Origin of the sequence: Amycolatopsis rifamycinica, from assembly GCF_000695625.1 — a bacterium.
Lineage (GTDB): Bacteria > Actinomycetota > Actinomycetes > Mycobacteriales > Pseudonocardiaceae > Amycolatopsis > Amycolatopsis rifamycinica.
The window spans coordinates 189,676-214,372 of the sequence record NZ_JMQI01000068.1 but is presented as its reverse complement, the minus strand read 5'-3'; the positions used below and the strand labels follow the sequence as shown (position 1 = coordinate 214,372).

The following is a 24,697-nucleotide window of genomic DNA, read 5'->3' as shown; positions in this document are numbered from 1 at the left end:
CGTGGCGTCAACTTCTATCGTCGAAGTCATGGAGTGGTCGATCCAGGACATCGCCCGCTCGGCGGGGACCACGAGCCGGACGCTGCGCCACTACGGCGCCGTCGGCCTGCTCGAGCCCAGCCGGATCGGCAGCAACGGCTACCGCTACTACGACGAGCAGGCGCTCGTCCGGCTGCAGCGGATCCTGCTGCTGCGCGAACTCGGCCTCGGGCTGCCGGCGATCGCCGAGGTGCTCGACGGCCAACGCGACAGCGCCGCGGCGCTCGAAACCCACCTGGAGCTGCTCGAAGGCGAGCGGCGGCGGATCGGACGGCAGATCGAGTCGGTCCGCACGACCCTCCGGAAACTGAAGGGAGGTGAACAACTGATGGCAGAAGAAGTTTTCGACGGCTTCGACCACACGAAGTACGAGAAGGAGGTCACCGAGCGCTGGGGCGCCGACGCGTACAAGCGCGGAGACCAGTGGTGGCGCTCGCTCTCGGCTGACGAGAAGAAGGCACACCAGCAGGAGCAGCTCGACATCGCGGCGGCGTTCGGCGCGGCGCACGCTTCGGGTTCGACGCCGGGTTCCGACGAGGTCCAGGCGATCACGCGACGGCTGCACGAGTGGCTGCGGCCGGCGGTCTCGTCGGTGTCGGCGGGGTACTTCGCCGGACTCGGGCAGTTGTACGTGGACGACCCGCGGTACGGCGTCGAGGGCGCGACGGCCGAGTTCGTCCGGGACGCGATGAAGATCTACGCGGAGCGGAACCTGACCACCTAGTGGCGCGTCGTAAGGGGCGCACTGGGGGTAGGGACGAGCAGGGCTGCAGACCTGTTCGTCTCTATGTACGGCCATCCGGTCGAACTCCGGCGACACGCGCTAGCCGTCTATGGCGGAATATCGGGTCCACGCTAGAAACGCCGATAGCTTGGCAGAGTGGACCCCATCCGCAACCCCTTCGCGCCGGGCGCCGGGCAACGGCCGCCCGAGCTGGCCGGTCGGGAGCGTGAGCTCAAGGCCTTCGAAGTGGTGCTGGAACGCGTTGCGCGGGGGAGACCCGAACGCAGTCTCGTCCTCACCGGCCTTCGCGGGGTCGGGAAGACCGTGCTGCTCGGGGAGCTGCGGGCGATGGCCGTGCGGCACAAGTGGGGGGCCGGGAAGATCGAGGCGCGGCCGGACGCCGAGCTGCGGCGGCCGCTTTCCGCCGCCCTGCACCGGGCCATCCGGGACCTCGCCGTGCGGCACCGGGCGCCGGATCGGGTCGAAGAGGTGCTCGGGGTGTTGAAGGCGTTCGCGCTGCGGGCCAACAAGCCCGACGCCAAGCTGCGCGATCGGTGGCAGCCCGGCATCGACGTGCCCGCCGCGCAGGGGCGGGCCGATTCCGGGGACATCGAGATCGACCTCGTCGAGCTGTTCACCGACGTCGCCGAGCTGGCCGCGGACGTCGGGACCGGCGTCGCCCTGCTCATCGACGAGATCCAGGACCTGCAGCCGGACGACGTCTCGGCGTTGTGCGCGGCCTGCCACGAACTCTCGCAGTCCGGTGCGCCGCTCGTCGTCGTCGGGGCCGGGCTGCCGCACGTGCCCGCCGTGCTGTCGGCGTCGAAGTCCTACTCCGAACGGCTCTTCCGCTACGCGCGCATCGACCGGCTCAGCCGCGAGGACGCCGACTTCGCCGTGATGGCGCCGATCGAACGCGAGGACGCCGGCATCGAGCCGGAAGCCCTCGACGCGCTCTTCGACGCGTCCGGCGGCTACCCCTACTTCATCCAGGCCTACGGCAAGGCGGCCTGGGACGCGGCGCCGTCCGACCCGATCACCGTCAAGGACGTCCAGGTCGCGGCGCCCGAGGCGGAGTCGGAACTGGCGGTCGGCTTCTTCGGTTCGCGCTACGAGCGCGCGACGCCGGCCGAGCGTGAGTACCTGCAGGCGATGGCCTCGCTGACCCAAGGGCGCGACGAGCCCGCCGGCACCGCCGACGTCGCCGTGTTCCTCGGGCGGAAGCCGTCGTCGCTGTCGCCGGCGCGCGACAGCCTGATGAAGAAGGGCCTCGTCTACTCCGCCGAGCGCGGGCAGATCGCCTTCACCGTCCCGCACTTCGGCCACTACCTGCTCGGACGCGACTGACCTGGGCTTTTCCCGCTGTCTCGCCCTCTATGAGCATCACTAAGGTTTTCTAGTGATAGTTTTAGATATCTCTAGAGAGCGCTAGCCGGTTGCTTCGCCGTGACCGTCGCCACCCCAAATCTCTCCGGCTCATACCCAAGTTTGCCGATGATTCATCGGCTAGTGCGCCAAGTCACCGGATATTCATTGGCGTCCTTGTGAAAAAAGGCGCATACTAGACCTACAAGCCACCGAGAACCCTCGAAGGGGATGCAGAAACCGATGAACAACATCGCCGCCAAGCTCCGTGCCCGTCGCGCCGAGGCTCGCACTCGCCGGGCGCTGAACCGGGCGATCGACACCGCCGCCACCGCGACGGTCCGTCAGGAACTCATCGCGATCGCGCAGGCTCGCTCCGGCTACATGCGCTGATCTCTCACCCCGTGGCTGGTCGCCCATTCGAGTGACGTAGGCCACATCGTGCTCACGGTGTAACGCCGCCCGGAGGGGCGTCGATACCCAGTACGACCCCGTGATGCTGGCGGACCCCCGACCTGGCAGCATCGCGGGGTTTCCCATTTCCCCGGAAAATCCCTTGCCGGCGGAGCCGTCCGCAGTAATCTTTGACTTCGTCAACGAACTTGTTGAGGTGGTCAATGAACGACGCTCAGCTGGCCGACCGGGTCTCCGCGGTTCGCGCCTTCAACCGGCTCTACACGTCCGTCATCGGCGTGCTCGACGAAGGACCGGCGGACGCCGAGTACTCGCTGCCGGAAGCGCGCGTGCTCTTCGAGCTCGCCCACCAGGACCCGCTCCCCGTCACGGACCTGCGGAAACGTCTCGACCTCGACGCCGGTTACGCGAGCAGGCTGCTCGCGCGCCTGGAGTCCCGCGGGCTGATCGTGCGCGAACGGTCCGAGGAGGACGCGCGCCGCCAGCTCGTCCGGCCGACCGCCGCGGGCCGGGCCGCCTTCGCCGTGCTGAACCGCCGCTCCACCGACCAGATCGGCGGACTGCTGCGCCGCTTCGCCGACGAAGACCAGCAGCGCCTGCTGGCCGCGATGCGCACGATCGGCGACCTGGTCGGCGACCGCCGCCGCGACCCGGCCCTCGTCCTCCGCCCACCACGACCGGGTGACCTCGGTTGGGTGGTGGAACGGCACGGCGCGCTCTACGCCCGCGAGTACGGCTTCGGCGCCCGGTTCGAGGGACTCGTCGCCCGGATCGTCGCGGATTTCGCCGAAACCCCCGACGATCCGCGGCAGGCCTTCTGGATCGCGGAACTCGACGGCGAACGGGTGGGCAGCATCGCGTGCACCCGGAGCCAGGACGCGGACACCGCGAAACTTCGGCTGCTGCTGCTCGAGCCGGCGGCGCGCGGCCACGGCGTGGGCAAGCGGCTGGTCACCGAGTGCGTTTCGTTCGCCCGGGCCCACGGCTACCGGGCGATGGAGCTGTCGACGGTCTCCATCCTCGACGCCGCGCGTTCGCTCTACCGCGCGGCCGGGTTCGAGCTCGTCACCGAGAAGGACTTCGACGACTGGGGGCCGAAGCTGACCGACGAGACCTGGCGCCTGGAGTTCTAGCGGGGCACCCGGCCGAGCAGGAAGAACTCGGGGTTCGGGCGGAGCGCGGTGAGGTGGGCGAGGCGGTTCGACATCGCGAACAACGCCGTGATCGCACCGATGTCCCAGATCTCGTCTTCGGTCAGGCCGGCGTTGCGTGCGGCTTCGAGGTCGCCTTCGCCGAACAGGGCCGAGTCCTGGGCGAGGGCCAGTGCGAGGTCGACGATCGCGCGGCCGCGTTCGTCCAGCTCGACCTGCCAGGGGTTGCTCGACACGCGGTCGGCCAGCTCGGGGTCCTTGGCGCGGATGCGCAGGATCGCGCCGTGGGCGACGACGCAGTAGGTGCAGTGGTTGGCCCCGGAGGTCGCGACGACGACCAGCTCGCGCTCGGCCTTGCTGAGTCCGCCGGTGCGTTCCATCAGGGCGTCGTGGTAGTCGAGGAACGCGCGCAGCTCGGCGGGACGGTGGCCGAGCGCGCGGAAGATGTTCGGCACGAAGCCGGACTTGTCCGCGATCGCGCCGATCCGCTCGCGCAGGTCGTCGGGCAGGTCTTCGAGTTCCGTCACCGGGAACCGGCTCACCGCGTCAGTCATGGGCTTCACGCTAGCCGTGGTTGGCTGGGGGCGTGACGGACTACGTCGACGGGTACTGCGAACGCGTCGGGCCCGGGCTCTGGGGTGAGCCGCTCAACAGTCTCAGCAACCTGGCTTTCCTCGTCGCCGCCGTGCTCGTGTGGCGGCTGGCCGACGGGGACCGGACCGGGCGCCTGCTCGCCGGGCTGATCGGGCTCATCTTCGTCGCGAGCAGCGCTTTCCACCTGCTCGCCACGCGCTGGGCCGCCGTCGCGGACTCGGTCGCCATCCTCGTGTTCGTGCTGGTGTACGCCGTGCTGTTCGCTCGCGAGCACTGGCGCCCGCGACACGCGTGGCTCGCCGCGCCGGGGTTCCTCGCCCTCACCGTCGTCACGGCGTTGCTGGGCGGCGGGCTGTACCTGGGCGCTCTCATCGGCTTGGCCGCCTTCGCCGCCGTGCTCGCCTTCGAGCGCGACGCCTACTGGACGCACTTCGCCGTGGCAGGCGCGGTTTTCGCGCTCTCACTGAGCCTGCGCACGCTCGACCGGGACGTATGCGGCTACGTCCCGGTCGGCACGCACTTCCTCTGGCACCTGCTCAACGGCGTGGTGCTGTACCTCGTCTCGCGAGCGCTGCTTCGTCCTTAGTGGACGCCGATCGGGCGCAGGTTCTTGTCGTGCTCGTCGGTGTGGTAGTCCTCCGGCTCGGTGTCGTCCGTGCCGTTGAACACCTTCAGCTGCCGCGCGATCACCGTGCCGATCGCCGCGATCACCAGGTTGCCGATCAGGGCCACGAAACCGACGTAGATCTGGACCTGCGACCCGGCGAACGGGTGCCAGCCGAACAGCGACAGGTTGCCCAGCGGGAGCGCCGAGCCGCCGAAGTGGAGCTTGCCGTTGGCCGGGTTGGGGATGCCGTACAGCATGATCAGGCCCCAGCCGATGCCGACGACCCAGCCCGCGATCAGGCCCCAGCGGTGGAACCAGCGCGTGTACAGCGCCAGCGCCACGGCCGGCAGCGTCTGCAGGATCAGCACGCCGCCGATGAGCTGGAGGTCGATCGAGAACTGCGGGTCGATCAGGATGATCACCGCGACCGCGCCGAGCTTCACGACCAGCGAAGCCAGCTTCGCCTGCTTCGCCTCTTCCTGCGGTGTCGCGTTCTTGCGGAGGTACTCCTTGTAGATGTTGCGCGTCCACAGGTTGGCCGCGGCGATCGACATGATCGCCGCCGGCACCAGGGCGCCGATGCCGATCGCGGCGAACGCGATGCCCGCGAACCAGGACGCGAAGGTGCTGTCGAACAGGACCGGGACGATCGTGTTGCCGTCCGGCTTGCCGGTCGCCGCGTTCGTCAGCGGCTTGACGCCCGCCGTGATCGCCACGTAGCCGAGCAGCGCCAGCAGGCCGAGCACCAGCGAGTACGCCGGCAGCGCGACCATGTTCCGCTTGATCACGCTGCGGCCGCGCGAAGCGAGCACGCTCGTCAGCGAGTGCGGGTACAGGAACAGCGCGAGCGCCGAACCCAGGGCCAGCGTGGCGTACTGCAGCTGGTTGTTGGCGGTCAGCAGGACGCCGTCGGCCTTCGACGGGGTCTTGTCGAACTTGGCCACCGCGGTGTCGAAGATGTGCGACCAGCCGCCCAGCTTCGAGGGCAGGTAGATGATCGCCACCAGGATCACGAGGTAGATCAGGATGTCCTTGACGAACGCGATCAGCGCGGGCGCCCGCAGGCCGGACTGGTAGGTGTAGAAGGCCAGGATCACGAAGGCGACCAGCAGCGGCAGGTGCCCGACGATGCCGGAGCCGTTGATGCCCATCGTCCGCAGCACGGCTTCGAGGCCGACCAGCTGCAGCGCGATGTACGGCATGGTCGCGACGATGCCGGTGATCGCCACCAGCAGCGCGAGGATCGGCGAGCCGAAGCGGCCGCGCACGAAGTCGGCCGGGGTGACGTAGCCGCGCACCCGCGAAACCGACCACATCCGCAGCGCCGGCAGCAGAACGATCGGGTAGACGACGATCGTGTACGGCAGCGCGTAGAGGCCGAGCGCGCCGGCGCTGAACACCAGCGCGGGCACCGCGACGAACGTGTACGCCGTGTAGAGGTCACCGCCGAGCAGGAACCAGGTGATCCACGAGCCGAACTTGCGGCCGCCGAGACCCCATTCGTCCAGGTGGTCCAGCGTGCTGCCGCGCTGCCAGCGCGACGCCATGAAGCCGAGCACGGTAACCAAGGCGAACAAGAGCGTGAAGATGATCAGCTCGGGCCACTGCAGGTTGCTCATCGAGCGTCCCCTTCGTCCAGGTCGTCGACGCTCAGCCGGTCCGGGGCGTCAACGGTCGGCTTGTCCCGCGTCATCAGGTAGACGATCCAGGTGCTCAGCACCCCGACGGCCACCATGAGGAACTGGAACCAGTAGAAGAACGGCATCCCGAACAGCCGCGGACCGTCCATGTTGAACAGTGGCGTGACCAGGACAAGCAGCGGGACGATCAGGAGCAGGTTCCACGGGCTGAACTGAAACCCGCGCACCTTCCTGTCGTGCTTCGCAGTCGACATCGGACCTCACCTAACACTCCCGTAACCGACCGCTCGACCTTAAGACCTGGGTGACAGCGAGTCACGCTTGTCCGATATCGATTTGATCGCCACGGTCCGCGATGCCGACCAACGTCGCTTGCCCCGCCCTCACCGGACCTATATCAATAGCCCGACTCCGCACGCGCAAACCCAAAAGGGGCAACCGTATGACACGACTCCGCTACGCGGTGGTGATCCCGGCGATCGCCGGCACCCTGCTGGCCGGGTTCACGCCTGCGTTCGCAGGTCAGGAGGTCGCGGCCGGTAAGCAGCCGCTGAACTCCACGAACATCCCGGCGCAGTACGCGAACCAGAAGCTCGACTGGCACAAGTGCGCTGTCCCCTCCGAGCTGCCGACGGCCCCGCCCGCGGGCGCCGAGGACATGGAGTGCGCGACCTACAAGACCCCGCGCAACTGGTACCAGGCGAACGCCCAGATCGACCTGACCATCGCGGTCAGCCGGCTGAAGGCGAAGCAGGACGCGACCGCCAGCGTCGTCACCAACCCCGGTGGTCCCGGCGCGCCGGGCCGCAACTTCCCGGCCCGCCTGCGCAACCAGACGAAGCTGCGGGAGCACCAGGAGATCGTCGGGTTCGACCCGCGCGGCACCGGCAAGAGCACCAACATCACCTGCGGTGGCGCGATCGGCACCGGTGCGGACCTGGACCCGCGTGACCGCGACCGCGGCAACCTGAACCTGATCCTGCAGGCGACGAAGTACGCGGCGCTGTCCTGCCAGCAGAAGTCCGGCGAGCTGGGCCCGCTGATCAACACCGACCAGACGGTCAAGGACATCGACCTGCTGCGCGTGCTGCTCGGCCGCGACAAGATCAACTGGGTCGGCTACTCGGCGGGCACCTGGATGGGCGCGCACTACGCGCAGGCCTACCCGGCGCGCACCGGCCGGTTCGTGCTCGACTCGGCGACGGAGTTCACCACGACCTGGCAGAAGTCGTTCGACTGGCAGCCGCTCGGCTTCGAGCGCCGCTGGCGCTCGGACTTCCTCCCGTGGCTGGCGAAGTACGACAAGCTCTACCACTTCGGCACCACCGGCGAGGCCGCCCGCCAGACCTACGAGCAGGTCCGCTACGCCCTGACCCAGGGCGCGGTCACCCTGCCCGACGGTTCGACCGTCTCGGCCAACGGGCTCGACTCGTTCATCGCGTCGCAGATCTACTCGAAGCGCGCCTTCCCCGGCCTGGCCGACTACCTGGTCAGCGTCCGCACGCTGACCCAGGGCACCGCCTCGGCGGCGGCCAAGTCCTCGGCCGCGCAGAAGGTCAAGGCCGGCGACAAGAGCACCGTCACCTACGGCCCGCAGCCGCTGATGGTGCCCGCCGACGGCGACGCCTACGACGCCAGCTTCTGGACCATCCCGTGCAACGAGGGTCCGTGGACCGGCTCGCCCAACAGCGCCATCCGGGACTCGCAGAAGCTGATCGACCAGCAGCTGCCGCTCCTGGGGGCCGGCTGGTTCATCCAGCCGTGCCTGTTCTGGAAGAAGCCGCCGTCCCCGCTCCCGGTGCTGGACGGCAAGGGTGTCCCGCCGGTGCTGATCGTCGAGTCGGAGCACGACCCGGCGACGCCGCTCGAGGGCGCGAAGCGTGCGCACAAGGCGTTCGCGGGTTCGCGGATGCTGACGATCACCGGCGAAGGTGACCACGGCATCTACGCCGGCGGCAACGCGGGTGTGGACAAGGTCGTGGAGGCCTACCTGGTGGACGGCGTGGTGCCGAACGACCAGAGCCTGCCCGGCATGCCACTTCCGGTGCCCGCGGGCGCCTGAAGGCACTAGATGTGGTGGGGCCCCGCCGAACTCCGGTTCGGCGGGGCCTTTTCCACACCTGTGCACAGAGTTATCCACAGGCCGTGGACAACTCATCTGGTATTCCATCCATGCCCCCGCCCCCACCCTCAACGGAGGCGCTTCGCGCCGCAGCGGTATTAGAATGCCGCTTATGGTGCGGGTACCGCTGACAGACGAAGAGCGCGAACGGGGCGAACGCCTCGGCCAGGCGCTGCGGGCGGCGCGAGCCGGCCGGAGCATGGTCGACGTCGCCGCGGAGGCGGGGATCTCCGTCGAGACGCTCCGGAAGATCGAAACCGGGCGCATCCCGACGCCGGCGTTCTTCACGGTCGCGGCCATCGCCGACGCCGTCGGCCTGCCGCTGGAGGAGCTGCGCGCGGCCGTCACGCCCGCCGCGTCACCCCCGCTGTCGCAGGCGAGCTGACCAGCGGAAATGCCCTGGCGGCTCACTGAGGACATCGACGACTTCCTCGCCCGGACCGGCGATTTCCTGCGCTCCCGGCCCGCGCTGCACACCTCGCAGCTGACCCGGCTCGAGCAACTGCGCACCCACGAGGAAAAGGGCACGCTCTTCGGCCGGCTGGAGCAGGGCGGCGAGGTCCGCGCGATCTGCTACCGCCGCCCGTCGCAGCGCCTGATCCTGACCCGGGTCGCCCCCGACGAGGCCGAGGCCCTCGCAGCGGACCTGGCCGGCCAGGCGTTGTGCGGAGTGACCGCGGAGGACGACACCGCCACCGCGTTCGCCGAGGCGTGGCAACGGCACACCGACGCGGTGCCGGTGCCCGGGGTGCGGGTCCGGCTCCACCGGCTCGGCGAGCTGACCCCGCCGGAGCCGATGCCCGACGGCCGCGCCCGGGAGGCGCAGCACGGCCCGGAGGTCATCCGCTGGTGCAGCGAGTTCGCCACCGCGGTCGGGCAGCAGCCCCTCGCCGACGAGCGGTCCTGGGCCGCCTCGAACTTCGCCGGCAAGCGGTTCACGTTCTGGGAGACCGGCTGTCCCGTCGCCATGGCGGGCCGGACCCCGGTGCTGGCGGGCATGGTGCGGGTCGACCCCGTCTACACCCCGGCCCGGTTTCGCGGCCGGGGGTACGCGGGCGCCGTGACGGCCGCGGTGAGCGAGGCCGCGCTGGCCGAGGGCGCGACGGACGTCGTCCTCTACACCGATCCCGCCAACGTCACCAGCAACGCCCTGTACCGGCGCCTCGGCTACGTCCCGATCGCCACGTTCACCGGCTACGACTTCTCCTAGACCGGGCGCAGCTGCTTGAGGATGTGCTCGCGGTCGTTGAGGAACGCGCAGCCCGGCACCGGCAGGTCGTAGCTGTTGAGCAGCTTCTCGAAGTCCGAAAACTCGTCGGCGGAGAAGCCGAAGCCGACCCGGTAGGCGTGGGCGGCCAGCACGTCGGCCAGCTCCTCCCACTCACCGGCCCACAGCAGCGTCCGGTAGTGCGTGTAGTCCTCCGGGGAGAGCCGGTTGCCGATCGTGGTCAGCACGCTGTCGGCGAAGAAGCTGATCCGGTTCTCCTTGAGGTCGGCGACCGTCGGGTTCGCCGGGTCCCGCGCGGTGTCGGGGTTGCGCACGACACCCGGCCCGGCCACCGGGTAGGCCGTGTGCACGTGCCCGTTGTCCTCGACCAGCACGATCAGGTGCACGTTGAACCGCTCGCCGGCACAGCGCCACCGGCCGTTGCGCTGCTGCCGCCGGGGCTCGCTGGGGTCGTTCGCGACGTCCTTGACCACGGAGATGATCTGCTCGTCGGTCCAGCCGGCCGGGAACTCGCTGGTCGCCCTGCGCCCGACGCCCGGTGCGTGCCCGCCGCCCACTGGCTGCTCCCTTCGTCGCAACGAGAGTAGGTCAAACGGCGGCGGCGAGCACCACGATGCCGACCAGCTGCAGATCGAGACCGCGGAAGAGCTGGCGGGCGAGGTTGCCGGGCATCGGGCCCATCGGGGTGTCGACGAACCCGGGATTCGCGTAGTCAACGGCGGTCCGGGTGACCGTGCGCAAGATCGAAAGCACCGACAGCGGCACGGCGAGCCAGGCCGTCGCGGCGAACGACGTCCCACCCGCGAGGGTGACCACGACGAGCGCTGTCCCCCACAGCAGACCCACTCCGGCGAGCACCAGCCCGTGGGCCAGGACGAGGTCGCGATCGGCCGAGCCCAGCCACCGACGGCGACCCGGATTGCGCCAGAGCTCGCCGAGCCCGCCACCGAACGGCAGCAGCGCCACGTACGCACCGATGCCGATCAGGACCGCGCCCGGCACCGTCGGTACGGCGATGTGCGCGACGACGACCGCGAGCCCGACCAGCAGCGCCGCACCGGCGTACCGCGCCCGGCCGAGCGTGCCCGCCCAGGCCAGCCGCAACGGCGTCGGGCGGCGCAGCGAAACCCCGCCGACCGGCGCGGACGGCGGGAGCAGCATCATCGGGTCGAGGAAGGTGACGGCGACCGAGCGCAGCACGCGCCCGTCCCACCCGGCGAGCAGTGCCGCCCGGCCCGCGCGTGACACCGGTTCGCCGCCGAAGGCCAGCGGCAGCGCCGCGGCCAGCACCCCGGCCGCGACGAACTGGACGGTGACCGGCCCGAGGCCGAGCGCGGCGATCCCGAGGCCGAGGACCGCGAGCACCAGCGGGCCGAGCGCGTCCGGCCACCGCGACGTCCGCCGCGCCGAGGCGAAGGCCGCCACCCCGGTCGCGGCGACGACCGCGACCGCCGCGCGCCACTGGTCCAGCCCCGCCCCGCCGACGGCCAGCAGCAGCGCGGCCAGGTAGCCGGTCACCGCCACCACGCCGGTCCACGCGCCGAGCAGCCGGAGCGTGACGACGCGGCCGCGGTCGACCGGGGCGAAGTCGAGCCAGGTCAGCTCGGCCGGTTCGACCCACGCGAAGCCGCGGCGCAGCAGGCCGCGCCAGCCGACGGCGCAGCACAGCGTCAGCAGCCCGAGCACGGCCGGGAAGTCCACAATGGACGAGCCGTAGAGCGCGGGCCGCCAGCTGTCGACGTGGAAGAACGCGGTGAACAGGAACCCGAAGCCGAACAGGAAGACGAAGGTGGCGGTGTCGCCGCTGAAGATCCCGCCGAACCGCTTGCGGCCCGGGATCCGCATCCGCCTCGGCGCCCGCGTCACCACAGTTCGAGCACGCTGTCCGCGGCCTCCAGCAGCGGCGGGTGGTGGGTGGCCACCACGACCGCCGCGCCGGCCGCCGTCGACCGGGCGATCACCTCGACCAGCCACTCCTTGCCCGCGGTGTCCAGCGCGCGTTCCGGCTCGTCCAGCAGCAGCACCCGGTGCGGCCGGGCGGTGACGCCGAGCAGCAGCAGGCGGCGGCGCTGGCCCGCGGAGAAGTGGCCGGACGTCACGCGCATGCGTTCGCCGAGGCCCGCGTCCCGCAGCAGCTCCTCGTGGTCGCCGAGGTCGGCGCCGAACGAGCCGGACAGCAGCTCGAGGTGCTGCAACGGGGTCAGCTCGGCGAAGAAGTCGGAGTCGTCGAAGAGCACTGACACCTTGCGGCGGAACTCGACGTCCCGCTCGTCCGGCACCTTGCCGTCCACCAGCACGCGGCCCCGCTGCGGCTTCTGCATGCCGTAGAAGCAGCGCATCAACGTCGATTTGCCGACCCCGTTCGGCCCGACGATCGCGGCGCACTCGCCGGGGTCGACGCTGAAGTCCAGGTCGTCGAACAGCCACAGCTCGCCGGCCCGGACGCCGAGCCCCTTCGCGTCGATCATCGGAGGGCTTCGAGGACCGGCGCGAACTCGTCGAGGAACGGTTCGAGGATGGTGAAGTAGCTGAACCCGAACCGGTCGCGGTGCCCTCGGAGCTGCTCGGCGATCTGCGCGGCCGTGCCGACGAGGGCGACCGGCAGCTCGCCGATCTCCGCGGCGCTCAGGCGGCCGCCCACCAGCTGCTCCAGCTCGGCCAGGCCGGCCGCGCGGTCGTTCGTGACCTTCACGAACTGGCAAAGCAGGTTGAACTCGACCGAAGACGCGCGGTCGCCGAGTTTCGCCCGGACGAACGCCACGCGCTCGTCGACCTCCTCGGCCGCGGCCGCGGCCAGGGGCGAGCCGTCGGGAGTCTTGGTGGTCCCGGTGAAGCTGATGATGTCGGCGTGCTCCGCGGCCAGCGTCAGCAGCCGGTCGCCGCGGCCGCCCAGCAGCAGCGGCGGCCCGGCCGGGCGCACCGGCGCCGGCTTGTGCTCCGGGTCGGCGTACAGCCGCTTCAGCTCGGTGATCGTCCGCTCGAGGTGGTCGACGCGCTCGCGCGCGGACGGGAACGGCATCCCGGCCGCCTCGAACTCCTCCTTGACGTACCCGGCGCCGAGCCCCAGCTCCAGCCGCCCGTCGGTGAACTGGTCGGTGCCCGTGACGTCCCGGGCGAGCAGCACCGGGTTGTAGAACGGTGCGTTGAGCACGAACGTGTTCAGCTTGACGCGCGAGGTGACCTCGCCGGCCAGCACGAGCGCCGGGAACGGCGGCGCCATGCCCAGGTGGTCGGCCGCCGACAGGACGTCGTAGCCGAGATCCTCGGCTTTGCGGCACTTCTCGACCCAGGCGGCGCGGCCGGCCGGCACGAGCATGTTGATCCCGAAACGGAAATCCCCAGTCATGCCGACCAAGGTACTCAGCGGAGCTTTTCGATCACCGGGGCGAGCCTGGTCAGGTCGTCTTCGAGCACGGTGAAGTAGCTGGCGCCGAGCGTCTCCCGCGTGTGCCGCAGCTGCTCGGCCACCGCTTCCGCCGAGCCGGCGAGGACCGTGGCGAGCGCGCCCAGCTCCTCGACGCCGAGGTGCGGCACGAGCTCGTGCGCCGCTTCCAGGGCCGCCCGCCGGTCGTCGGTGATCCGGACGAAGTGGACCATCAGGTTCAGCTCGGCGTCCCGGCCGCCGAGCACCCGCTTCACGAAGCCGGCGCGCTCGGCCAGCGCGGCGGGACCGGCCAGGGCCAGCCGCCCCTCGGCCGCGCCGGGTGCCGTTCCGGTGAGGGCGATGGTGTCGGCGTGCGCGGCGGCGAAGGTCAGCATCCGGTCGCCGCGGCCGCCGAGCAGCAACGGCGGCCGCGAGCGGCCGGCGAACGTGCGCTCCACCTCGGTGACCAGGTCGGCTAGCCGGCCGAACCGGCGGCCGGGCGTGCCCCAGTCGATCCCGGCGGCTTCGAACTCCTCGCGGACGTACCCGGCGCCCATCCCGATCTCCAGCCGGCCGCCGGTGAACTCGTCGAGCGCGGCGAGGTCGCGGGCCAGCAGCACCGGGTTGTGGAAGCTCGCGTTGAGGACGTAGGTGTTCAGCCGGATCCGCTCGGTGGCTTCGGCGGCCAGGAGCAACGTGGGCAGCGGCGCGACCCGCCCGAGGTGGTCGACCACGCCGACGACGTCGTAGCCGAGGTCCTCGGCCTGACGGCACTTCGCCATCAGCTCGGCCCGGGAGCCGGGCACGTACAACGCCACGCCGAAGCGGAACGGTCTCATGGCCGCGAAACTACCCGGAAACCAAGACGGGGACGCCTCCCGGATGCGGCCGGGAGGCGTCCCCTGCTCAGGGAAACTCAGGCGAGGCGCTGGGCCAGCGCGTCGAGCTCGTCACGCAGCGACGTCGGAACCTTGTCGCCGATCTTCTCGAACCACTCCTCGATCAGCGGCAGCTCCTCGCGCCACTCCTCGGGCTTGACGTCCAGGGCGGCCTGGATGTCCTCGAGCGGCTCGGTCAGGCCCTCGGTGTCGAGGTCCTCCGCCCGCGGCACGAAGCCGACCGGCGTCTCGACGGCGTTGCCCTTGCCCTCGACGCGCTCGACGACCCACTTCAGGATCCGCGAGTTCTCGCCGAAGCCCGGCCACAGGAAGCGGCCGTCGTCGCCGCGGCGGAACCAGTTGACGTAGAAGATCTTCGGCAGCTTGGTCGCGTCGGCGTTCTTGCCCAGGGTCAGCCAGTGCTTGAAGTAGTCACCGGCGTGGTAGCCGAGGAACGGCAGCATCGCCATCGGGTCGCGCCGGACGTTGCCGACCGCACCGGCGGCCGCGGCGGTGGTTTCGGACGACATCGTGGCGCCCATGAAGACACCGTGCTGCCAGTCGCGGGCCTCGTTCACCAGCGGAACCGTGGTCTTGCGACGGCCGCCGAACAGGATCGCCGAGATCGGCACGCCCTTCGGGTCGTCCCACTCCGGCGCGAGGATCGGGCACTGCGACATCGGCGTGCAGTAGCGCGAGTTCGGGTGGGCGGCCTTCTCGTCCGAGTCCGGCGTCCAGTCCTGGTGCTTCCACGAGGTGGCGTGGGCGGGCTTGTTCTCCATGCCCTCCCACCAGATGTCGCCGTCGTCGGTCAGGGCGACGTTCGTGAAGACCGTGTTGCCCTTCTCGATCGTGCGCATCGCGTTCGGGTTGGTGTGCCAGTCGGTGCCCGGCGCGACGCCGAAGAAGCCGAACTCCGGGTTCACCGCGTACAGGCGGCCGTCCTCGCCGAAGCGCATCCAGGCGATGTCGTCACCCAGGGTCTCGGCGCGCCAGCCCGGGATGGTCGGCTGCAGCATGGCGAGGTTGGTCTTGCCGCAGGCGCTCGGGAACGCCGCCGCGACGTAGTGGACCTTGTCCTCGGGCGAGATCAGCTTGAGGATCAGCATGTGCTCGGCGAGCCAGCCCTCGTCGCGGGCCATCACCGACGCGATGCGCAGTGAGTAGCACTTCTTGCCCAGCAGGGAGTTGCCGCCGTAGCCCGAGCCGTAGCTCCAGATCGCGCGCTCTTCGGGGAAGTGCGAAATGTACTTCGTTTCGTTGCAGGGCCAGGAAACGTCCTTCTCGCCCGGTTCGAGCGGCTTGCCGACCGAGTGCAGCGCCGGCACGAATTCACGCTCACTGCCATCCGGCGCGATGAACTTCTCGAGGGCCGCCTTGCCCGCACGGGTCATCACGCGCATCGAAGCGACGACGTAGGCGAAATCCGTGATTTCGATACCCAGCTTGGGATTGTCGTCGCCGAGCGGGCCCATGCAGAACGGGATGACGTACATCGTGCGGCCGCGCATCGAGCCGCGGAACAGCTCGGTCATGGTGGCCTTCATCTCGGCCGGGTCCATCCAGTTGTTGGTCGGACCGGCGTCCTCGGGACGCTCCGAACAGATGAAGGTCCGGTCTTCCACGCGGGCGACGTCGTTCGGGTCGGAAGTGGCCCAGAAGGAGTTCGGCTTCGACTTGAGCTGCACGAACGTGCCCGCCTCGACCAGCTCCTGGTTGATCCGGGCGGCTTCTTCGGCTGACCCGTCGACCCACACCACGCGGTCCGGGGTGGTCAGCTCGGCGACCTCCCGGACGAAGGACAGCACGCCGGTGTGCGTCGTCGGCGCGGTGTCCAGTCCGGGGATGGCGACTGCGGTCATCTCTACTCCTGACTTCCGACGACAAATGCGCCCGCACCGGAACGACGTTGTCCCGGTGCGGGCGTCATTGCCGGCGACCGAATGGCTTCGCGCACCGGCTGGCGAACCGGTGTGCGCGATTTGGGATTCTTCGAGAGTAACCGCATGACCGGCAGGTAACAGAGAGCTGACGTGTACGTTCTCTCACAGGACCGATAAGGGGATCGATTCAGAAGGCGGCTTTCTTTTCATTGACGACATGAAGAAAGCCCGGGGCGGAAGCCCCGGGCTTTCAAACTATGACGTGGGTCACCTCAGTTCGGCGAGATCCACTGCCCCGTACCGGAGTCGATGCGCGCGACGCCCTCCAGCGTCTGCGTGCCGGCCTCGCCCCAGGCGGCGTCCGCGGCCGGGTCGCCCTCGGCCGGGGTGTTCATCAGTCCACTGGCGACTTCGGTCCACTGGCCGGGGCCGGAGTGCTCGAACGTCGTGGTCGTGCCGTCGGACTCGGTCTGCACCGCGATGTCCGCTTCGCCGTCGCCGTCCTTGTCGGTGAAGGCGATGGTGCCGCCGCTCTTCGTCTCGACGATGGCGGTGTCGTTGTGTCCGTCGTGGTCGGTGTCGATGGTCGCGACCCCCGCGTCCACCTCGCCGTCCGGCAGGTCGGCGTGGATGTGGCCACCCGAGCTGTCGTCCCGGCCGCCGGTGTCGGAGTCGTCGTGGCCGCCGCCGGAGCCGTCCTGGATCCACTGGCCGCTGGCCTCGTCGTAGACGGCCTGATCGACGACCTTCCCGTTCTCGTCCAGCACCGCGTAGTGGTCGGCCTCGCCGTCGTGGTTCGTGTCGATGAAGGCCTGGGCCGAGCCGTTCTCGTGCTCGATGATCGCGGTGTCGTTCACCCCGTCTTCGTTCACGTCGTAGTTGACCTCGGCCTGGTAATCCTGGCCGTCGACGTGGACGGTCATCGCGTCCGGGCTGCTCGCGTCGGTGTCGCTGCCGCCGCTCTCGTCGACCCACATGGCACTTCCCCCTTCGAACCGGGTAACACGCTCCGACCTGCTGTCTGAGGGTATGACTCACCGTAGGCCCGTTCGGTTCCGCTTCACAACCGGACCGGCGATCAGGCCGTCTTGTCCCGCAGCGCCCGGATCCGCGTCAGGAAGGCTTCGGCACGCTCACGGCCGTCGCTGACCTCCTTGAGCCGCTTCGACACGACGGCGATCTTCTTGGCCCGCTCCTGCGCGCCCATCTTGATCGTCTTGTCGACTTCCTTCAGCTCGGCCTCGATCGCGTCGATGCGCCGGCCCAGCGCTTCGTCCAACGCCATCGACAGCTGCTGCTCGGCCTCGATGAGCTGCTCGGCGACGAGCTGGTCGAGCGTCGAACGGGCGTCCGCGATGGCCTCGACCAGCCACTGCTTCATGTGCTGCTTGTCGGCGGCGTGCTTGCGCGTGCGGGCCATCCACCAGCCGGCGCCGAGGCCGATGATGATCGTCGCGGGCAGCACGACCGGGTTCAGGATCGCGACGCCGGCCAGCGGCAGCGCGGCGACCTTGCCCGCGCCGACGCCGCCGGAGATGCCCATGAAGACGAGCAGCTTGTCCTCGGCCGTCGGCGGCTTCTTGTCCGGCGGGCGCAGGACGACCGGCGGGCCGCCCGCGCGGGCGAACTGCGCGCGGATGACGTCGAGCTCTTCCGGGGAGAACAGCTCCGACAGCGAGACGTTGGTGACCTGGTTCAGCCGCTGCGAAAGCAGCATCGAGATCCGCTGCGACGTCGTCTGCAGCGCGATGTCGACCTGCTGGGGCAGCGCGGCCAGCTCGTCGCGCTTGGCCGCGTCGATCAGCTGGCGGAAGTGGGTCTGCGCGTCCCGCATCTGCCGGCTGCTTTCGTGCCCGACCTCGACGCGGGTGCGCTGCACCTCGCCGCGCAGCTTCAGCTGCCAGCCGCGGGTCGAGGTCCGGCGTTCGGCCTGCAGCTGGTCACGGCGTTCGCGCAGCTGCTCGGCCTCGGCCTCGCCTGCCGACAGCGCCCGGCTCTCGGCCTGCAGCTTGGCCTTCAACTCGCCGAGCGCACTGGACAGCGCGCGCAGCGTGTTCGCCTCGCCGAGCATCGCCGAGCGGCCGACGAGCAGCTCCTGCAGCGCGGTCTGGATCGCCGCGACGCCGGACTTCTCCCGCAGCATCGCGGCCATCTGCTCGTTGGGCGCCTTCGCGGCGGTCTCGAACATCCGCGCCGACACCGGGTGGAACACCGCCTCGGCGAAGCGGGGCGCGTGGTCGCGCAGCAGCTGCCGGTCGGCCGCCATGACCTCGCGCCAGCCGCGGAACATGTCCACCTTGGTCAGCGCGAACACGACGGTCTCGACGCGCTCACCGACGTCACGCAGGAACTGCAGCTCGGTCGAGGTGAACGGCGCCGACGCGTCGACGACGAACAGCAGCGCGGTGGCGCCCGCGGCGGCTTCCTTGGCCAGCTCGCCGTGCATCGAGTCGAGCCCGCCGACGCCCGGCGTGTCGACCAGCGAAAGCCGTTCGAGCAGCGGCACCGGGCCGGTGACCTCGACGTACCGCGGCGGGATCTGGCCCGGCGGCAGCTCGTGCGCGGCGGACACCCAGTTGATCAGCTGGCCGAGGTCGATCGGCACCGGGGCGAGCTGGCCGGGGTAGCAGGCCTGCGCGCCCCAGGTGTCCGCGTGGTCGAACACCAGATAGGTCGCGGTGGCGACGTCGGCGTCCACCGGGGACAGCCCCGGCCGCGCGAGCAGGGCGTTGACCAGCGAACTCTTGCCGCGGTTCGTCTCGCCGACGACCACGACGGCCGGCTTCTTCGGCCGGGCCTTCCGGATTTCCTCGACCCACTTGGCGGCGGCCGGATCGGCGTCGCGGACGACGGTCAGCAGCTGGTCTCGGGTCGCGGCGACCTGGGCGGGCAGGCTCGGCGCGGTCGGTGCGCTCACGGGCTCTTCTTCGCGTAGACGGTGACGATCGGGGCGCGCAGGAGGCGGTCGTGGTCGGCGAAACCGGTGACCTCGGTTTCGGCGACGATGCCGTCGAGCGCCGGGTCTTCGGTCGGGACCGCGCCGCCGGCTTCGTGGCGGGCCGGGTCGAACCGCTCGCCGTCGGGCCGCAGGGCGTGGACGCCGATCGCGGCGAGCCCCTCCTCCAGGCGTTCGACGACCCCGCCGCTGCGGGCGCGGTCCAGCGCGTACAGGCACATCTGGATCAGCGCCTGGCGATCGGCGAGGGCCCGTTCAAGATCACTCACCTGCTGCAAGGGGTGCACATCGGTGTCCGACGCGGCGGAGCCGCCGCCGGTTCCCTCCTTGCGAAACCACGCCATGCGGACAGTTTGGCGGACTCACCCGCCGTCCGGAGGCGAAACCGGGCGAAGGAACCGGATCAGGATCGTCCGCAGGATCGCCAGCTCGGCCGCCAGATCGAGGTCCGGATCCAGGCTCGCCCGCGAAACCATCGCGTCGATCAGGCCGGCGAGCCACCCGGCGGCCGCGTGCGGGGCGACGCCGGGGTCGGCCAGCCCGGCGTCGGCGGCGCGGGCGACCAGCACCGACAAGCCGTCGCGGAGGGCCGCGTCGTTGCGCCGGATCAGTGCGGCGAACTCGTCGTCGCGGGCGGCCTGGGCGGCGGCTTCCAGCACGAGCCGGGCGATCGCCGGGTGCGCGACCTGGCCGGCCAGCTCGGTGACGACGTCGAGCAGCGCCGCCAGCGGGTCCGCCGTCTTGGCCGCGGCTTCGAGCCGTTCGGCCGTTTCGGCGGCGTCGTCGGTGAAGATCGCCGTGAACACCGCGCGTTTGCTGGGGAAGTAGTGGAAGAGGCTGCCGGAGCTGATGCCCGCGGCCCGGCAGATGTCCGCCGTCGTCGTCCGCTCGAAGCCCTTCTCGGCGAAGCACCCGGCGGCGGCGTCGACGATCGCGCGGCGCTTGGCCGCGTGCTTGACCGGGTCGACCGTCCTCATCGCTCGACCGGCGGCTCGTCCAGCCAGGGGTAGCCGTGCTCGGCGAAGGCGGGCGCCAGCTCCCGACCCGAGAGGTCGGTCTTCTCGCGGGCGATTTCCCGGCCGTCGGTGGTGCGCAGGACGAGTTCCTTGCCGTCGAGGTAGACGGCTTCGAGGTCGGCCTCGATGCGGCGCTTCCGGTCGCCGCGGACCAGGGTGACGCGGCTCGGCGACACCGTGACGACGAGCCGCTCGTGCGCCCAGATCACGGCGAACACCAGGCCGAGCACGAGCCCGCCGGCCACCGCGGCCAGCGTCGCCCACGGCTGCGGCAGCTTCGTGAGCACCTTGAACACACCCTGGAACGGGAAGGCGGGCAGGTCGCTCACCCAGGCGGCGATGGCCCAGACACCCACGCCGAGCGCGCCCCCGATGAGCGGGCAGCCGACCCAGGACCCGGTGCGCAGCCACGACGGCTCGTCGACAGTCGTCTCCATGCCGCCATTATCAGACCGAGCGCTCGGTTTATCTCGCCGGGGTCAGACGAGGTCGTCGATCACCTGGCGGAGGACGGCTTCCAGGCCGGCGCCGTCTTCGGCGAGGCGGGAGGAGACGAGCAGCTGATCTTCGGCCGTGCGCAGCCAGATCGAGCCGGCCACCGAGATCTCGATGACGTTCAGGCGGAACGGGTAGGCGCGGCGGCCCTGGCGCACCTCGGCTTCGCGGACCAGTTGGCCGAGCCGCTCGCCGGCCACGATCTGGCGGCGGTAGAAGCCGGGCGCCCACGGGGTGCCGCCCGGCGGCTCGTGCGTCCCGCGCAGGGCGGGGCCGCGGGCGTTGGCGAAGTGGCGGGCCGCGGCCGGGGCGAAGAAGTCGACCGCCTGGCGCATCGCCGAGCCCGGGGCGAGTGCCGTCCGGCCGTACCGGGCGCGGGCGCTGCGCGGATCGGGGTCCTCGCGGTTGCGCAGGAAGGCCAGCAGGTCGACCCACCAGTCGGCCCACTGCGCTTGCACGGCCGCGCGGTCGAGCCCGGCCGGGACGTGCACCGGGACCTGCGGCTCCACCGGCGGCAGCACCTGTCCTTCGGAAACGGACAGTGCCAGGGCGTCACGGATGTACAGCGCGACGTCGACCTCGGTCTCGCTGCTCCAGCCGGCTCGCCAGGATGTCGTGTTTTCTAGGCGCACGTTTTCACGATACGCGGGAAACACCCCAGCTCAGGCGAAGTCGGCAAGCAGAAACAAACTCATGCTTCGCGGACCTGTTGCCAGATCAAGAAGTAGGCGCGGTGGACGACGTGCGCGACGCGGCTCTGCGCCGGCGTCGCCCCGAAGGAGGCGAAGGACCGCCACCAGCCCGCGCGCTCGAGCGCGTGCGCGGCGAGCTCCGGCCGCGGGGCGCCGGGCTTGCCGAGCTGGGCGCCGATGTCGGCGTTGCTGCCCACCCGCAGCACCTCTTCGGACAGGTCCTCCGGCATGTCGACCGCGCCGGAGGCGACCAGCGTCAGCGCCTCGAGCAGGCGCAGCTGGTGGGCCTCGGGCTTGGCGAGCAGCACCTCGATGGCGTCGTGGACGCGCTGGCGCTCGGCCGGGTCCGCCGAGGCGTGCGCGAGCGCGGTCACCGAGGCCAGTGCCGCGGCCGCCTTGATGCCGTCGGCGCGGGCGGCGAACACCACCGCCAGCCGCTGCCGGACCGCTTCCAGGCCGGACGCGTCGAGCAGTGCCCGCCGCAACGCACCCGCCGTGATCTCCGGTTCCTTGCGGATGGCCTCGACGGCGTGCGAGACGCCGAACAGGTCGAGCTTCTCCAGCAGCCGCAGCCGGGTGCCCGCCGGGACGTCGCACTCCCAGCTGGTGAAGATGTCGGCCGAGATCAACATGGTCTGGAGGACGTCGTCGTCGAGCTCGGCGAGCTGCCGCAGGGCCTCGGCGTCGGCCGAGGTGAACCCGCCGGACTCGGCGGACTCGGCGATCAGGCCGATCACCGGCAGCACGTCGGCGACGCGCGGCTTCAGCGTCGAGGCCTGCTTCTCGGCGAGCAGCGTCGCGGCCTTCCAGACGTCACCGCCGGAACCTTCGACCGACTCGGGCGCGATGGTGTCGGCCTTGTTGAGCACGGCGATCGCGTTGACCGGGCCCGCCTCGCGGCTCGCGGTGGCCGCGGTGAAGGCGGCGAGGGCCTGCTGGTCGTCCGCGCGGACGCCCTGCGTGACGACGTAGAGGACCGCTTCGGCGCCGGCGACGGCGTTGCGCGAAGTGTCGTCGAGCTCGTCGGAGCCTTCGTCGTCCTCTTCCTTGCGGTGCTTCGCCGCGCCCAGCAGCTGCTCGGTGCGGGACACCGAAGCGGCGTCGAGCGAGCCGAGGCCCGGGGTGTCGATCACCGTCATGCCCTGGAGGACGGCGTTGGTCAGGTACGCCTCGATGTGCGACACCTGCTCGATGTCGACGCCCAGCTCGGCCGGGATCATGCCGTCGGCGGCGAACGGGAGCACCTGCTTGCGGCCGTCGGTGAAGACGATCTCGACGCGGTCGACCGTGCCGTACTGGAACCGGGTCACCAGCCGGGTGCACTCGCCGATGTCGGTGGGCGCGACCCGGCGCCCGATCAGCGCGTTGACCAGCGTGGACTTGCCCGACTTGATCCGGCCGGCGACGGCCACCTGCAGCGGCGCCCCGAGCCGGCGCAGCACCTCGGCGAACCCGGCGGCGGTGCGCGCGGAGACCTGCGGCTGCAGGCGGTGACACAGGTTGGCCACCGACATCGACAGCGGACCCGCGAGCCGGCCCTGCTCCGGTGACGTCACGGCCCCCAGCCCTCCCCGTCGTTCGGACAACCCCTGAATCGTGCCATGCGCCTCATCCCGTGGTCGCACCGAAGGTGGTACCGCCGACGGACGCGCGGTCCCGCCGGCGCGACCTAGTGTTGTGTGGTGCGACGGCTGAGTCTCTGGATGCGTGCCCACCCCATGGCGGGCGACTCGGTGCTCGCCGTCCTGCTGGGCCTGTTCGACCTGCTGCTGTTCGTCGCCGGCGGGTTCGCCGAGATCGACGACCTGCCGCCCTGGTACATCGCCGTGCCGGTGGACGTCGTGATGGTGCTGCCGCTGGTGTTCCGGCGGATGTCGCCGCTGTGGTCGGCCTACACCGTGCTGGTGATCGGCATCGTGCACGGGACGCTCGAGCTCGGCATCTCCAGCGTCGCCGCACTGGCGATGAGCATCTACTCGGTCGTCGTGTACGCGGGGCGGCGGCAGGGGCTGGTGTTCGTCGGCGCGGTCGTCGTCGGTTCGGCCGTGCAGCTGGCACTGGGCCCGGCGGACGAAGTAGTCATCGCGGCCCTGTTCCTCGCGTTCGGGATCGCCCTGTGCTGGACGCTCGGCGAGTTCGTCGGGGCCCGGCGCGCCTACGACGTGGAAGTGGAGGCCAGGTTGCACCTGCTCGAGACCGAACGGGACCAGGCCACCCGGATCGCGGTGGCCGAAGAGCGCGGCCGGATCGCGCGCGAGCTGCACGACGTCGTCGCGCACGCGGTGAGCGTCATGGTCGTGCAGGCCGACGGCGCGTCGTACGCGATCCGGAGCAACCCCGAGCTCGCCCAGCGGGCCCTGCAGACGATTTCCGAGACCGGCCGCGGCGCGCTCGGCGAACTGCGGCGGCTGCTCGACGTGCTCCGCAGCGACGACGCGGACGGCGAGCCCCGGGTGCCCCAGCCGGACGCGCACGCCCTCGCCGAGCTGGCCGACCGGATGCGCACCGCGGGCGTCCCGGTGGACCTGGAGCTCGGCGAGCTCGGCGACCTGCCGGCCGGCGTCTCCCTCGGCATCTACCGGATCGTCCAGGAGTCGCTGACGAACACCCTCAAGCACGCCGGGCGCGGCGCGACCGCTTCGGTGCGGGTGCACCGCACCGGCGACCTGGTGGAGGTGCTGGTGTCCGACGACGGCGCCGGCCACGTCCCGCAGCTGGTCCCGGCCGGGCGCCGCGACCCCCGGCTGCCGGGCGGGAACGGGTTGATCGGCATGCGCGAGCGCGCGCACGTGTACGGCGGGACGTTGGACGTGGGCCCGGCTCCGGGCGGAGGGTGGCAGGTCCGCGCGGCCCTGCCGGTTAGGTTGGACAAGTGATCCGGGTGGTGGTCGTCGACGACCAGGAACTGATGCGCGTCGGGTTCCGCATGGTGCTGGGCGCCCAGGCCGACATCGACGTGGTCGGTGAGGCGGGCGACGGCGCGCAGGCCATCGAGCTGGCCGAGCGGCTGCGTCCCGACGTCGTGTTGATGGACGTCCGGATGCCGGTGCTCGACGGCGTCGAGGCGACGAAGCGGATCGTCGCCGCGGGTACCGCGCGCGTGCTCGTGATGACGACGTTCGACCTGGACGAGTACGTGTACGCGGCCCTGCAGGGCGGGGCGAGCGGGTTCCTGCTGAAGGACACCCAGCCCGACCACCTGGTCTCGGCCCTGCGCGCGGTCGCCTCGGGCGACGCGGTGGTGTCGCCGTCGGTGACCCGCCGGCTCCTGGACCGCTTCGTCGGCACCGGCAGCGGGCCGATGCGGGACACCGCGGAGCTGGACGTGCTCACCGACCGCGAGCGGGAAGTGCTCGTGCTGATCGCCAAGGGCATGTCGAACCTGGAGATCGCCGAGGCCCTGTTCCTCTCCGAGGCGACGGTGAAGACGCACGTCGGGCGGATCCTGGCGAAGCTGGAGCTGCGGGACCGGGTGCAGGCCGTGGTGCTGGCCTACGAAACCGGCCTCGCCCGCCCCGGCCTCGCCTGA

The 24,697-nt window shown here is 70.8% G+C and carries 26 protein-coding genes; 10 read left to right on the top strand and 16 right to left on the bottom strand.

The window, feature by feature from the left end; all coding sequences use genetic code 11:
• Window positions 1–28 precede the first annotated feature (28 nt).
• The 4 genes from DV20_RS33700 to DV20_RS33690 all read left to right on the top strand — a co-directional run bounded on the left by DV20_RS33700 (window position 29) and on the right by DV20_RS33690 (window position 3,675).
• Window positions 29–763, top strand: a complete 735-nt coding sequence (locus DV20_RS33700) for a MerR family transcriptional regulator (RefSeq protein ID WP_043787190.1) — start codon at window positions 29–31, stop codon at window positions 761–763.
• Window positions 764–919: 156 nt separating this feature from the next.
• Window positions 920–2,110, top strand: a complete 1,191-nt coding sequence (locus DV20_RS33695) for an ATP-binding protein (RefSeq protein WP_003058004.1) — start codon at window positions 920–922, stop codon at window positions 2,108–2,110.
• A gap of 261 nt (window positions 2,111–2,371) precedes the next feature.
• Window positions 2,372–2,521, top strand: coding sequence for a hypothetical protein (locus tag DV20_RS45990; RefSeq protein ID WP_167344411.1), 150 nt, complete (start codon window positions 2,372–2,374; stop codon window positions 2,519–2,521).
• A 224-nt stretch (window positions 2,522–2,745) separates the two neighbouring features.
• Window positions 2,746–3,675: a bifunctional helix-turn-helix transcriptional regulator/GNAT family N-acetyltransferase gene (locus DV20_RS33690; protein ID WP_043787189.1), complete on the top strand. Its 930-nt coding sequence runs from the start codon at window positions 2,746–2,748 to the stop codon at window positions 3,673–3,675.
• Here the strand turns inward: DV20_RS33690 and DV20_RS33685 are convergent.
• Window positions 3,672–4,247 (bottom strand): peroxidase-related enzyme, encoded by a 576-nt coding sequence (locus tag DV20_RS33685; protein WP_043787188.1) that lies wholly within the window; start codon window positions 4,245–4,247, stop codon window positions 3,672–3,674. The genes DV20_RS33690 and DV20_RS33685 overlap by 4 nt on opposite strands.
• A gap of 32 nt (window positions 4,248–4,279) precedes the next feature.
• On the opposite strand from DV20_RS33685, the gene DV20_RS33680 reads away from it, so the two are divergent.
• A complete protein-coding gene (locus DV20_RS33680) occupies window positions 4,280–4,873 on the top strand; it encodes a membrane protein (protein WP_043787187.1) in 594 nt (197 codons plus the stop codon).
• Here the strand turns inward: DV20_RS33680 and mctP are convergent.
• Together mctP and DV20_RS33670 are read right to left on the bottom strand one after the other, a co-directional pair.
• Window positions 4,870–6,513 carry a monocarboxylate uptake permease MctP gene (mctP, locus tag DV20_RS33675; protein WP_043787185.1) on the bottom strand — a complete coding sequence of 548 codons (1,644 nt, stop codon included), beginning with the start codon at window positions 6,511–6,513 and terminating at the stop codon, window positions 4,870–4,872. The two genes, DV20_RS33680 and mctP, sit on opposite strands and share 4 nt — an antisense overlap.
• Window positions 6,510–6,788, bottom strand: coding sequence for a DUF3311 domain-containing protein (locus DV20_RS33670; protein WP_043787184.1), 279 nt, complete (start codon window positions 6,786–6,788; stop codon window positions 6,510–6,512). The genes mctP and DV20_RS33670 overlap by 4 nt, the downstream gene beginning before the upstream one ends.
• A gap of 188 nt (window positions 6,789–6,976) precedes the next feature.
• Between DV20_RS33670 and DV20_RS33665 the strand changes: the two genes are divergently transcribed.
• The 3 genes from DV20_RS33665 (at window position 6,977) to DV20_RS33655 (ending at window position 9,866) form a co-directional block, all read left to right on the top strand.
• Window positions 6,977–8,596 (top strand): alpha/beta hydrolase, encoded by a 1,620-nt coding sequence (locus tag DV20_RS33665; protein WP_043787182.1) that lies wholly within the window; start codon window positions 6,977–6,979, stop codon window positions 8,594–8,596.
• A 172-nt stretch (window positions 8,597–8,768) separates the two neighbouring features.
• Window positions 8,769–9,041: a helix-turn-helix domain-containing protein gene (locus tag DV20_RS33660; RefSeq protein ID WP_043787181.1), complete on the top strand. Its 273-nt coding sequence runs from the start codon at window positions 8,769–8,771 to the stop codon at window positions 9,039–9,041.
• Between the two features lie 9 nt (window positions 9,042–9,050).
• The gene (locus DV20_RS33655; RefSeq protein WP_043787179.1) at window positions 9,051–9,866 is read left to right on the top strand and encodes a GNAT family N-acetyltransferase; all 816 of its coding nucleotides are present in this window, start codon (window positions 9,051–9,053) and stop codon (window positions 9,864–9,866) included.
• Here the strand turns inward: DV20_RS33655 and DV20_RS33650 are convergent.
• The 13 genes from DV20_RS33650 to DV20_RS33590 form a co-directional block, all read right to left on the bottom strand.
• Window positions 9,863–10,441, bottom strand: coding sequence for an EndoU domain-containing protein (locus DV20_RS33650; protein ID WP_043787178.1), 579 nt, complete (start codon window positions 10,439–10,441; stop codon window positions 9,863–9,865). The genes DV20_RS33655 and DV20_RS33650 overlap by 4 nt on opposite strands.
• Window positions 10,442–10,472: 31 nt before the next feature.
• Window positions 10,473–11,753: a hypothetical protein gene (locus DV20_RS33645; RefSeq protein WP_043787177.1), complete on the bottom strand. Its 1,281-nt coding sequence runs from the start codon at window positions 11,751–11,753 to the stop codon at window positions 10,473–10,475.
• Entirely contained in the window at window positions 11,747–12,352 is a 606-nt protein-coding gene (locus DV20_RS33640) for an ABC transporter ATP-binding protein (RefSeq protein WP_043787176.1), read from the bottom strand. Before DV20_RS33640 ends, DV20_RS33645 begins: the two co-directional genes overlap by 7 nt.
• Complete coding sequence (locus tag DV20_RS33635; RefSeq protein WP_084093798.1) at window positions 12,349–13,230, bottom strand: LLM class F420-dependent oxidoreductase; 882 nt, start codon at window positions 13,228–13,230, stop codon at window positions 12,349–12,351. Before DV20_RS33635 ends, DV20_RS33640 begins: the two co-directional genes overlap by 4 nt.
• Before the next feature lie 14 nt (window positions 13,231–13,244).
• Window positions 13,245–14,087 carry a TIGR03621 family F420-dependent LLM class oxidoreductase gene (locus DV20_RS33630; RefSeq protein WP_084093797.1) on the bottom strand — a complete coding sequence of 281 codons (843 nt, stop codon included), beginning with the start codon at window positions 14,085–14,087 and terminating at the stop codon, window positions 13,245–13,247.
• 77 nt (window positions 14,088–14,164) lie between these two features.
• Window positions 14,165–15,988 (bottom strand): phosphoenolpyruvate carboxykinase (GTP), encoded by a 1,824-nt coding sequence (locus DV20_RS33625; RefSeq protein WP_043787175.1) that lies wholly within the window; start codon window positions 15,986–15,988, stop codon window positions 14,165–14,167.
• Window positions 15,989–16,281: 293 nt separating this feature from the next.
• Complete coding sequence (locus DV20_RS33620; protein ID WP_043787173.1) at window positions 16,282–16,986, bottom strand: hypothetical protein; 705 nt, start codon at window positions 16,984–16,986, stop codon at window positions 16,282–16,284.
• A 101-nt stretch (window positions 16,987–17,087) separates the two neighbouring features.
• Window positions 17,088–18,926, bottom strand: coding sequence for a dynamin family protein (locus tag DV20_RS33615; protein WP_043787172.1), 1,839 nt, complete (start codon window positions 18,924–18,926; stop codon window positions 17,088–17,090).
• Complete coding sequence (gene grpE, locus DV20_RS33610) at window positions 18,923–19,309, bottom strand: nucleotide exchange factor GrpE (protein WP_043787171.1); 387 nt, start codon at window positions 19,307–19,309, stop codon at window positions 18,923–18,925. Before grpE ends, DV20_RS33615 begins: the two co-directional genes overlap by 4 nt.
• 18 nt (window positions 19,310–19,327) lie before the next feature.
• Complete coding sequence (locus tag DV20_RS33605) at window positions 19,328–19,942, bottom strand: TetR/AcrR family transcriptional regulator (RefSeq protein ID WP_043787170.1); 615 nt, start codon at window positions 19,940–19,942, stop codon at window positions 19,328–19,330.
• Complete coding sequence (locus DV20_RS33600) at window positions 19,939–20,418, bottom strand: YqeB family protein (protein WP_043787168.1); 480 nt, start codon at window positions 20,416–20,418, stop codon at window positions 19,939–19,941. Before DV20_RS33600 ends, DV20_RS33605 begins: the two co-directional genes overlap by 4 nt.
• 42 nt (window positions 20,419–20,460) lie before the next feature.
• The gene (locus DV20_RS33595; RefSeq protein WP_043787167.1) at window positions 20,461–21,108 is read right to left on the bottom strand and encodes a hypothetical protein; all 648 of its coding nucleotides are present in this window, start codon (window positions 21,106–21,108) and stop codon (window positions 20,461–20,463) included.
• A 59-nt stretch (window positions 21,109–21,167) separates the two neighbouring features.
• Window positions 21,168–22,682 carry a dynamin family protein gene (locus DV20_RS33590; RefSeq protein ID WP_200876556.1) on the bottom strand — a complete coding sequence of 505 codons (1,515 nt, stop codon included), beginning with the start codon at window positions 22,680–22,682 and terminating at the stop codon, window positions 21,168–21,170.
• A gap of 189 nt (window positions 22,683–22,871) precedes the next feature.
• On the opposite strand from DV20_RS33590, the gene DV20_RS33585 reads away from it, so the two are divergent.
• Both DV20_RS33585 and DV20_RS33580 read left to right on the top strand, forming a co-directional pair.
• Complete coding sequence (locus DV20_RS33585) at window positions 22,872–24,044, top strand: sensor histidine kinase (RefSeq protein WP_456356078.1); 1,173 nt, start codon at window positions 22,872–22,874, stop codon at window positions 24,042–24,044.
• Window positions 24,041–24,697 (top strand): response regulator, encoded by a 657-nt coding sequence (locus DV20_RS33580; RefSeq protein ID WP_043787162.1) that lies wholly within the window; start codon window positions 24,041–24,043, stop codon window positions 24,695–24,697. The genes DV20_RS33585 and DV20_RS33580 overlap by 4 nt, the downstream gene beginning before the upstream one ends.

What these genes read in the sequence shown, in the direction of transcription:
- DV20_RS33700 (WP_043787190.1), top strand. Translation starts at nt 29, where the DNA reads ATGGAGTGGTCGATCCAGGACATCGCCCGCTCGGCGGGGACCACGAGC.
- DV20_RS45990 (WP_167344411.1), top strand. Translation starts at nt 2,372, where the DNA reads ATGAACAACATCGCCGCCAAGCTCCGTGCCCGTCGCGCCGAGGCTCGC.
- DV20_RS33690 (WP_043787189.1), top strand. Translation starts at nt 2,746, where the DNA reads ATGAACGACGCTCAGCTGGCCGACCGGGTCTCCGCGGTTCGCGCCTTC.
- DV20_RS33685 (WP_043787188.1), bottom strand. Translation starts at nt 4,247, where the DNA reads ATGACTGACGCGGTGAGCCGGTTCCCGGTGACGGAACTCGAAGACCTG.
- mctP (WP_043787185.1), bottom strand. Translation starts at nt 6,513, where the DNA reads ATGAGCAACCTGCAGTGGCCCGAGCTGATCATCTTCACGCTCTTGTTC.
- DV20_RS33670 (WP_043787184.1), bottom strand. Translation starts at nt 6,788, where the DNA reads ATGTCGACTGCGAAGCACGACAGGAAGGTGCGCGGGTTTCAGTTCAGC.
- DV20_RS33665 (WP_043787182.1), top strand. Translation starts at nt 6,977, where the DNA reads ATGACACGACTCCGCTACGCGGTGGTGATCCCGGCGATCGCCGGCACC.
- DV20_RS33660 (WP_043787181.1), top strand. Translation starts at nt 8,769, where the DNA reads ATGGTGCGGGTACCGCTGACAGACGAAGAGCGCGAACGGGGCGAACGC.
- DV20_RS33655 (WP_043787179.1), top strand. Translation starts at nt 9,051, where the DNA reads ATGCCCTGGCGGCTCACTGAGGACATCGACGACTTCCTCGCCCGGACC.
- DV20_RS33640 (WP_043787176.1), bottom strand. Translation starts at nt 12,352, where the DNA reads ATGATCGACGCGAAGGGGCTCGGCGTCCGGGCCGGCGAGCTGTGGCTG.
- DV20_RS33635 (WP_084093798.1), bottom strand. Translation starts at nt 13,230, where the DNA reads ATGACTGGGGATTTCCGTTTCGGGATCAACATGCTCGTGCCGGCCGGC.
- DV20_RS33630 (WP_084093797.1), bottom strand. Translation starts at nt 14,087, where the DNA reads ATGAGACCGTTCCGCTTCGGCGTGGCGTTGTACGTGCCCGGCTCCCGG.
- DV20_RS33625 (WP_043787175.1), bottom strand. Translation starts at nt 15,988, where the DNA reads ATGACCGCAGTCGCCATCCCCGGACTGGACACCGCGCCGACGACGCAC.
- DV20_RS33620 (WP_043787173.1), bottom strand. Translation starts at nt 16,986, where the DNA reads ATGTGGGTCGACGAGAGCGGCGGCAGCGACACCGACGCGAGCAGCCCG.
- grpE (WP_043787171.1), bottom strand. Translation starts at nt 19,309, where the DNA reads ATGGCGTGGTTTCGCAAGGAGGGAACCGGCGGCGGCTCCGCCGCGTCG.
- DV20_RS33605 (WP_043787170.1), bottom strand. Translation starts at nt 19,942, where the DNA reads ATGAGGACGGTCGACCCGGTCAAGCACGCGGCCAAGCGCCGCGCGATC.
- DV20_RS33600 (WP_043787168.1), bottom strand. Translation starts at nt 20,418, where the DNA reads ATGGAGACGACTGTCGACGAGCCGTCGTGGCTGCGCACCGGGTCCTGG.
- DV20_RS33590 (WP_200876556.1), bottom strand. Translation starts at nt 22,682, where the DNA reads ATGTCGGTGGCCAACCTGTGTCACCGCCTGCAGCCGCAGGTCTCCGCG.
- DV20_RS33585 (WP_456356078.1), top strand. Translation starts at nt 22,872, where the DNA reads ATGCGTGCCCACCCCATGGCGGGCGACTCGGTGCTCGCCGTCCTGCTG.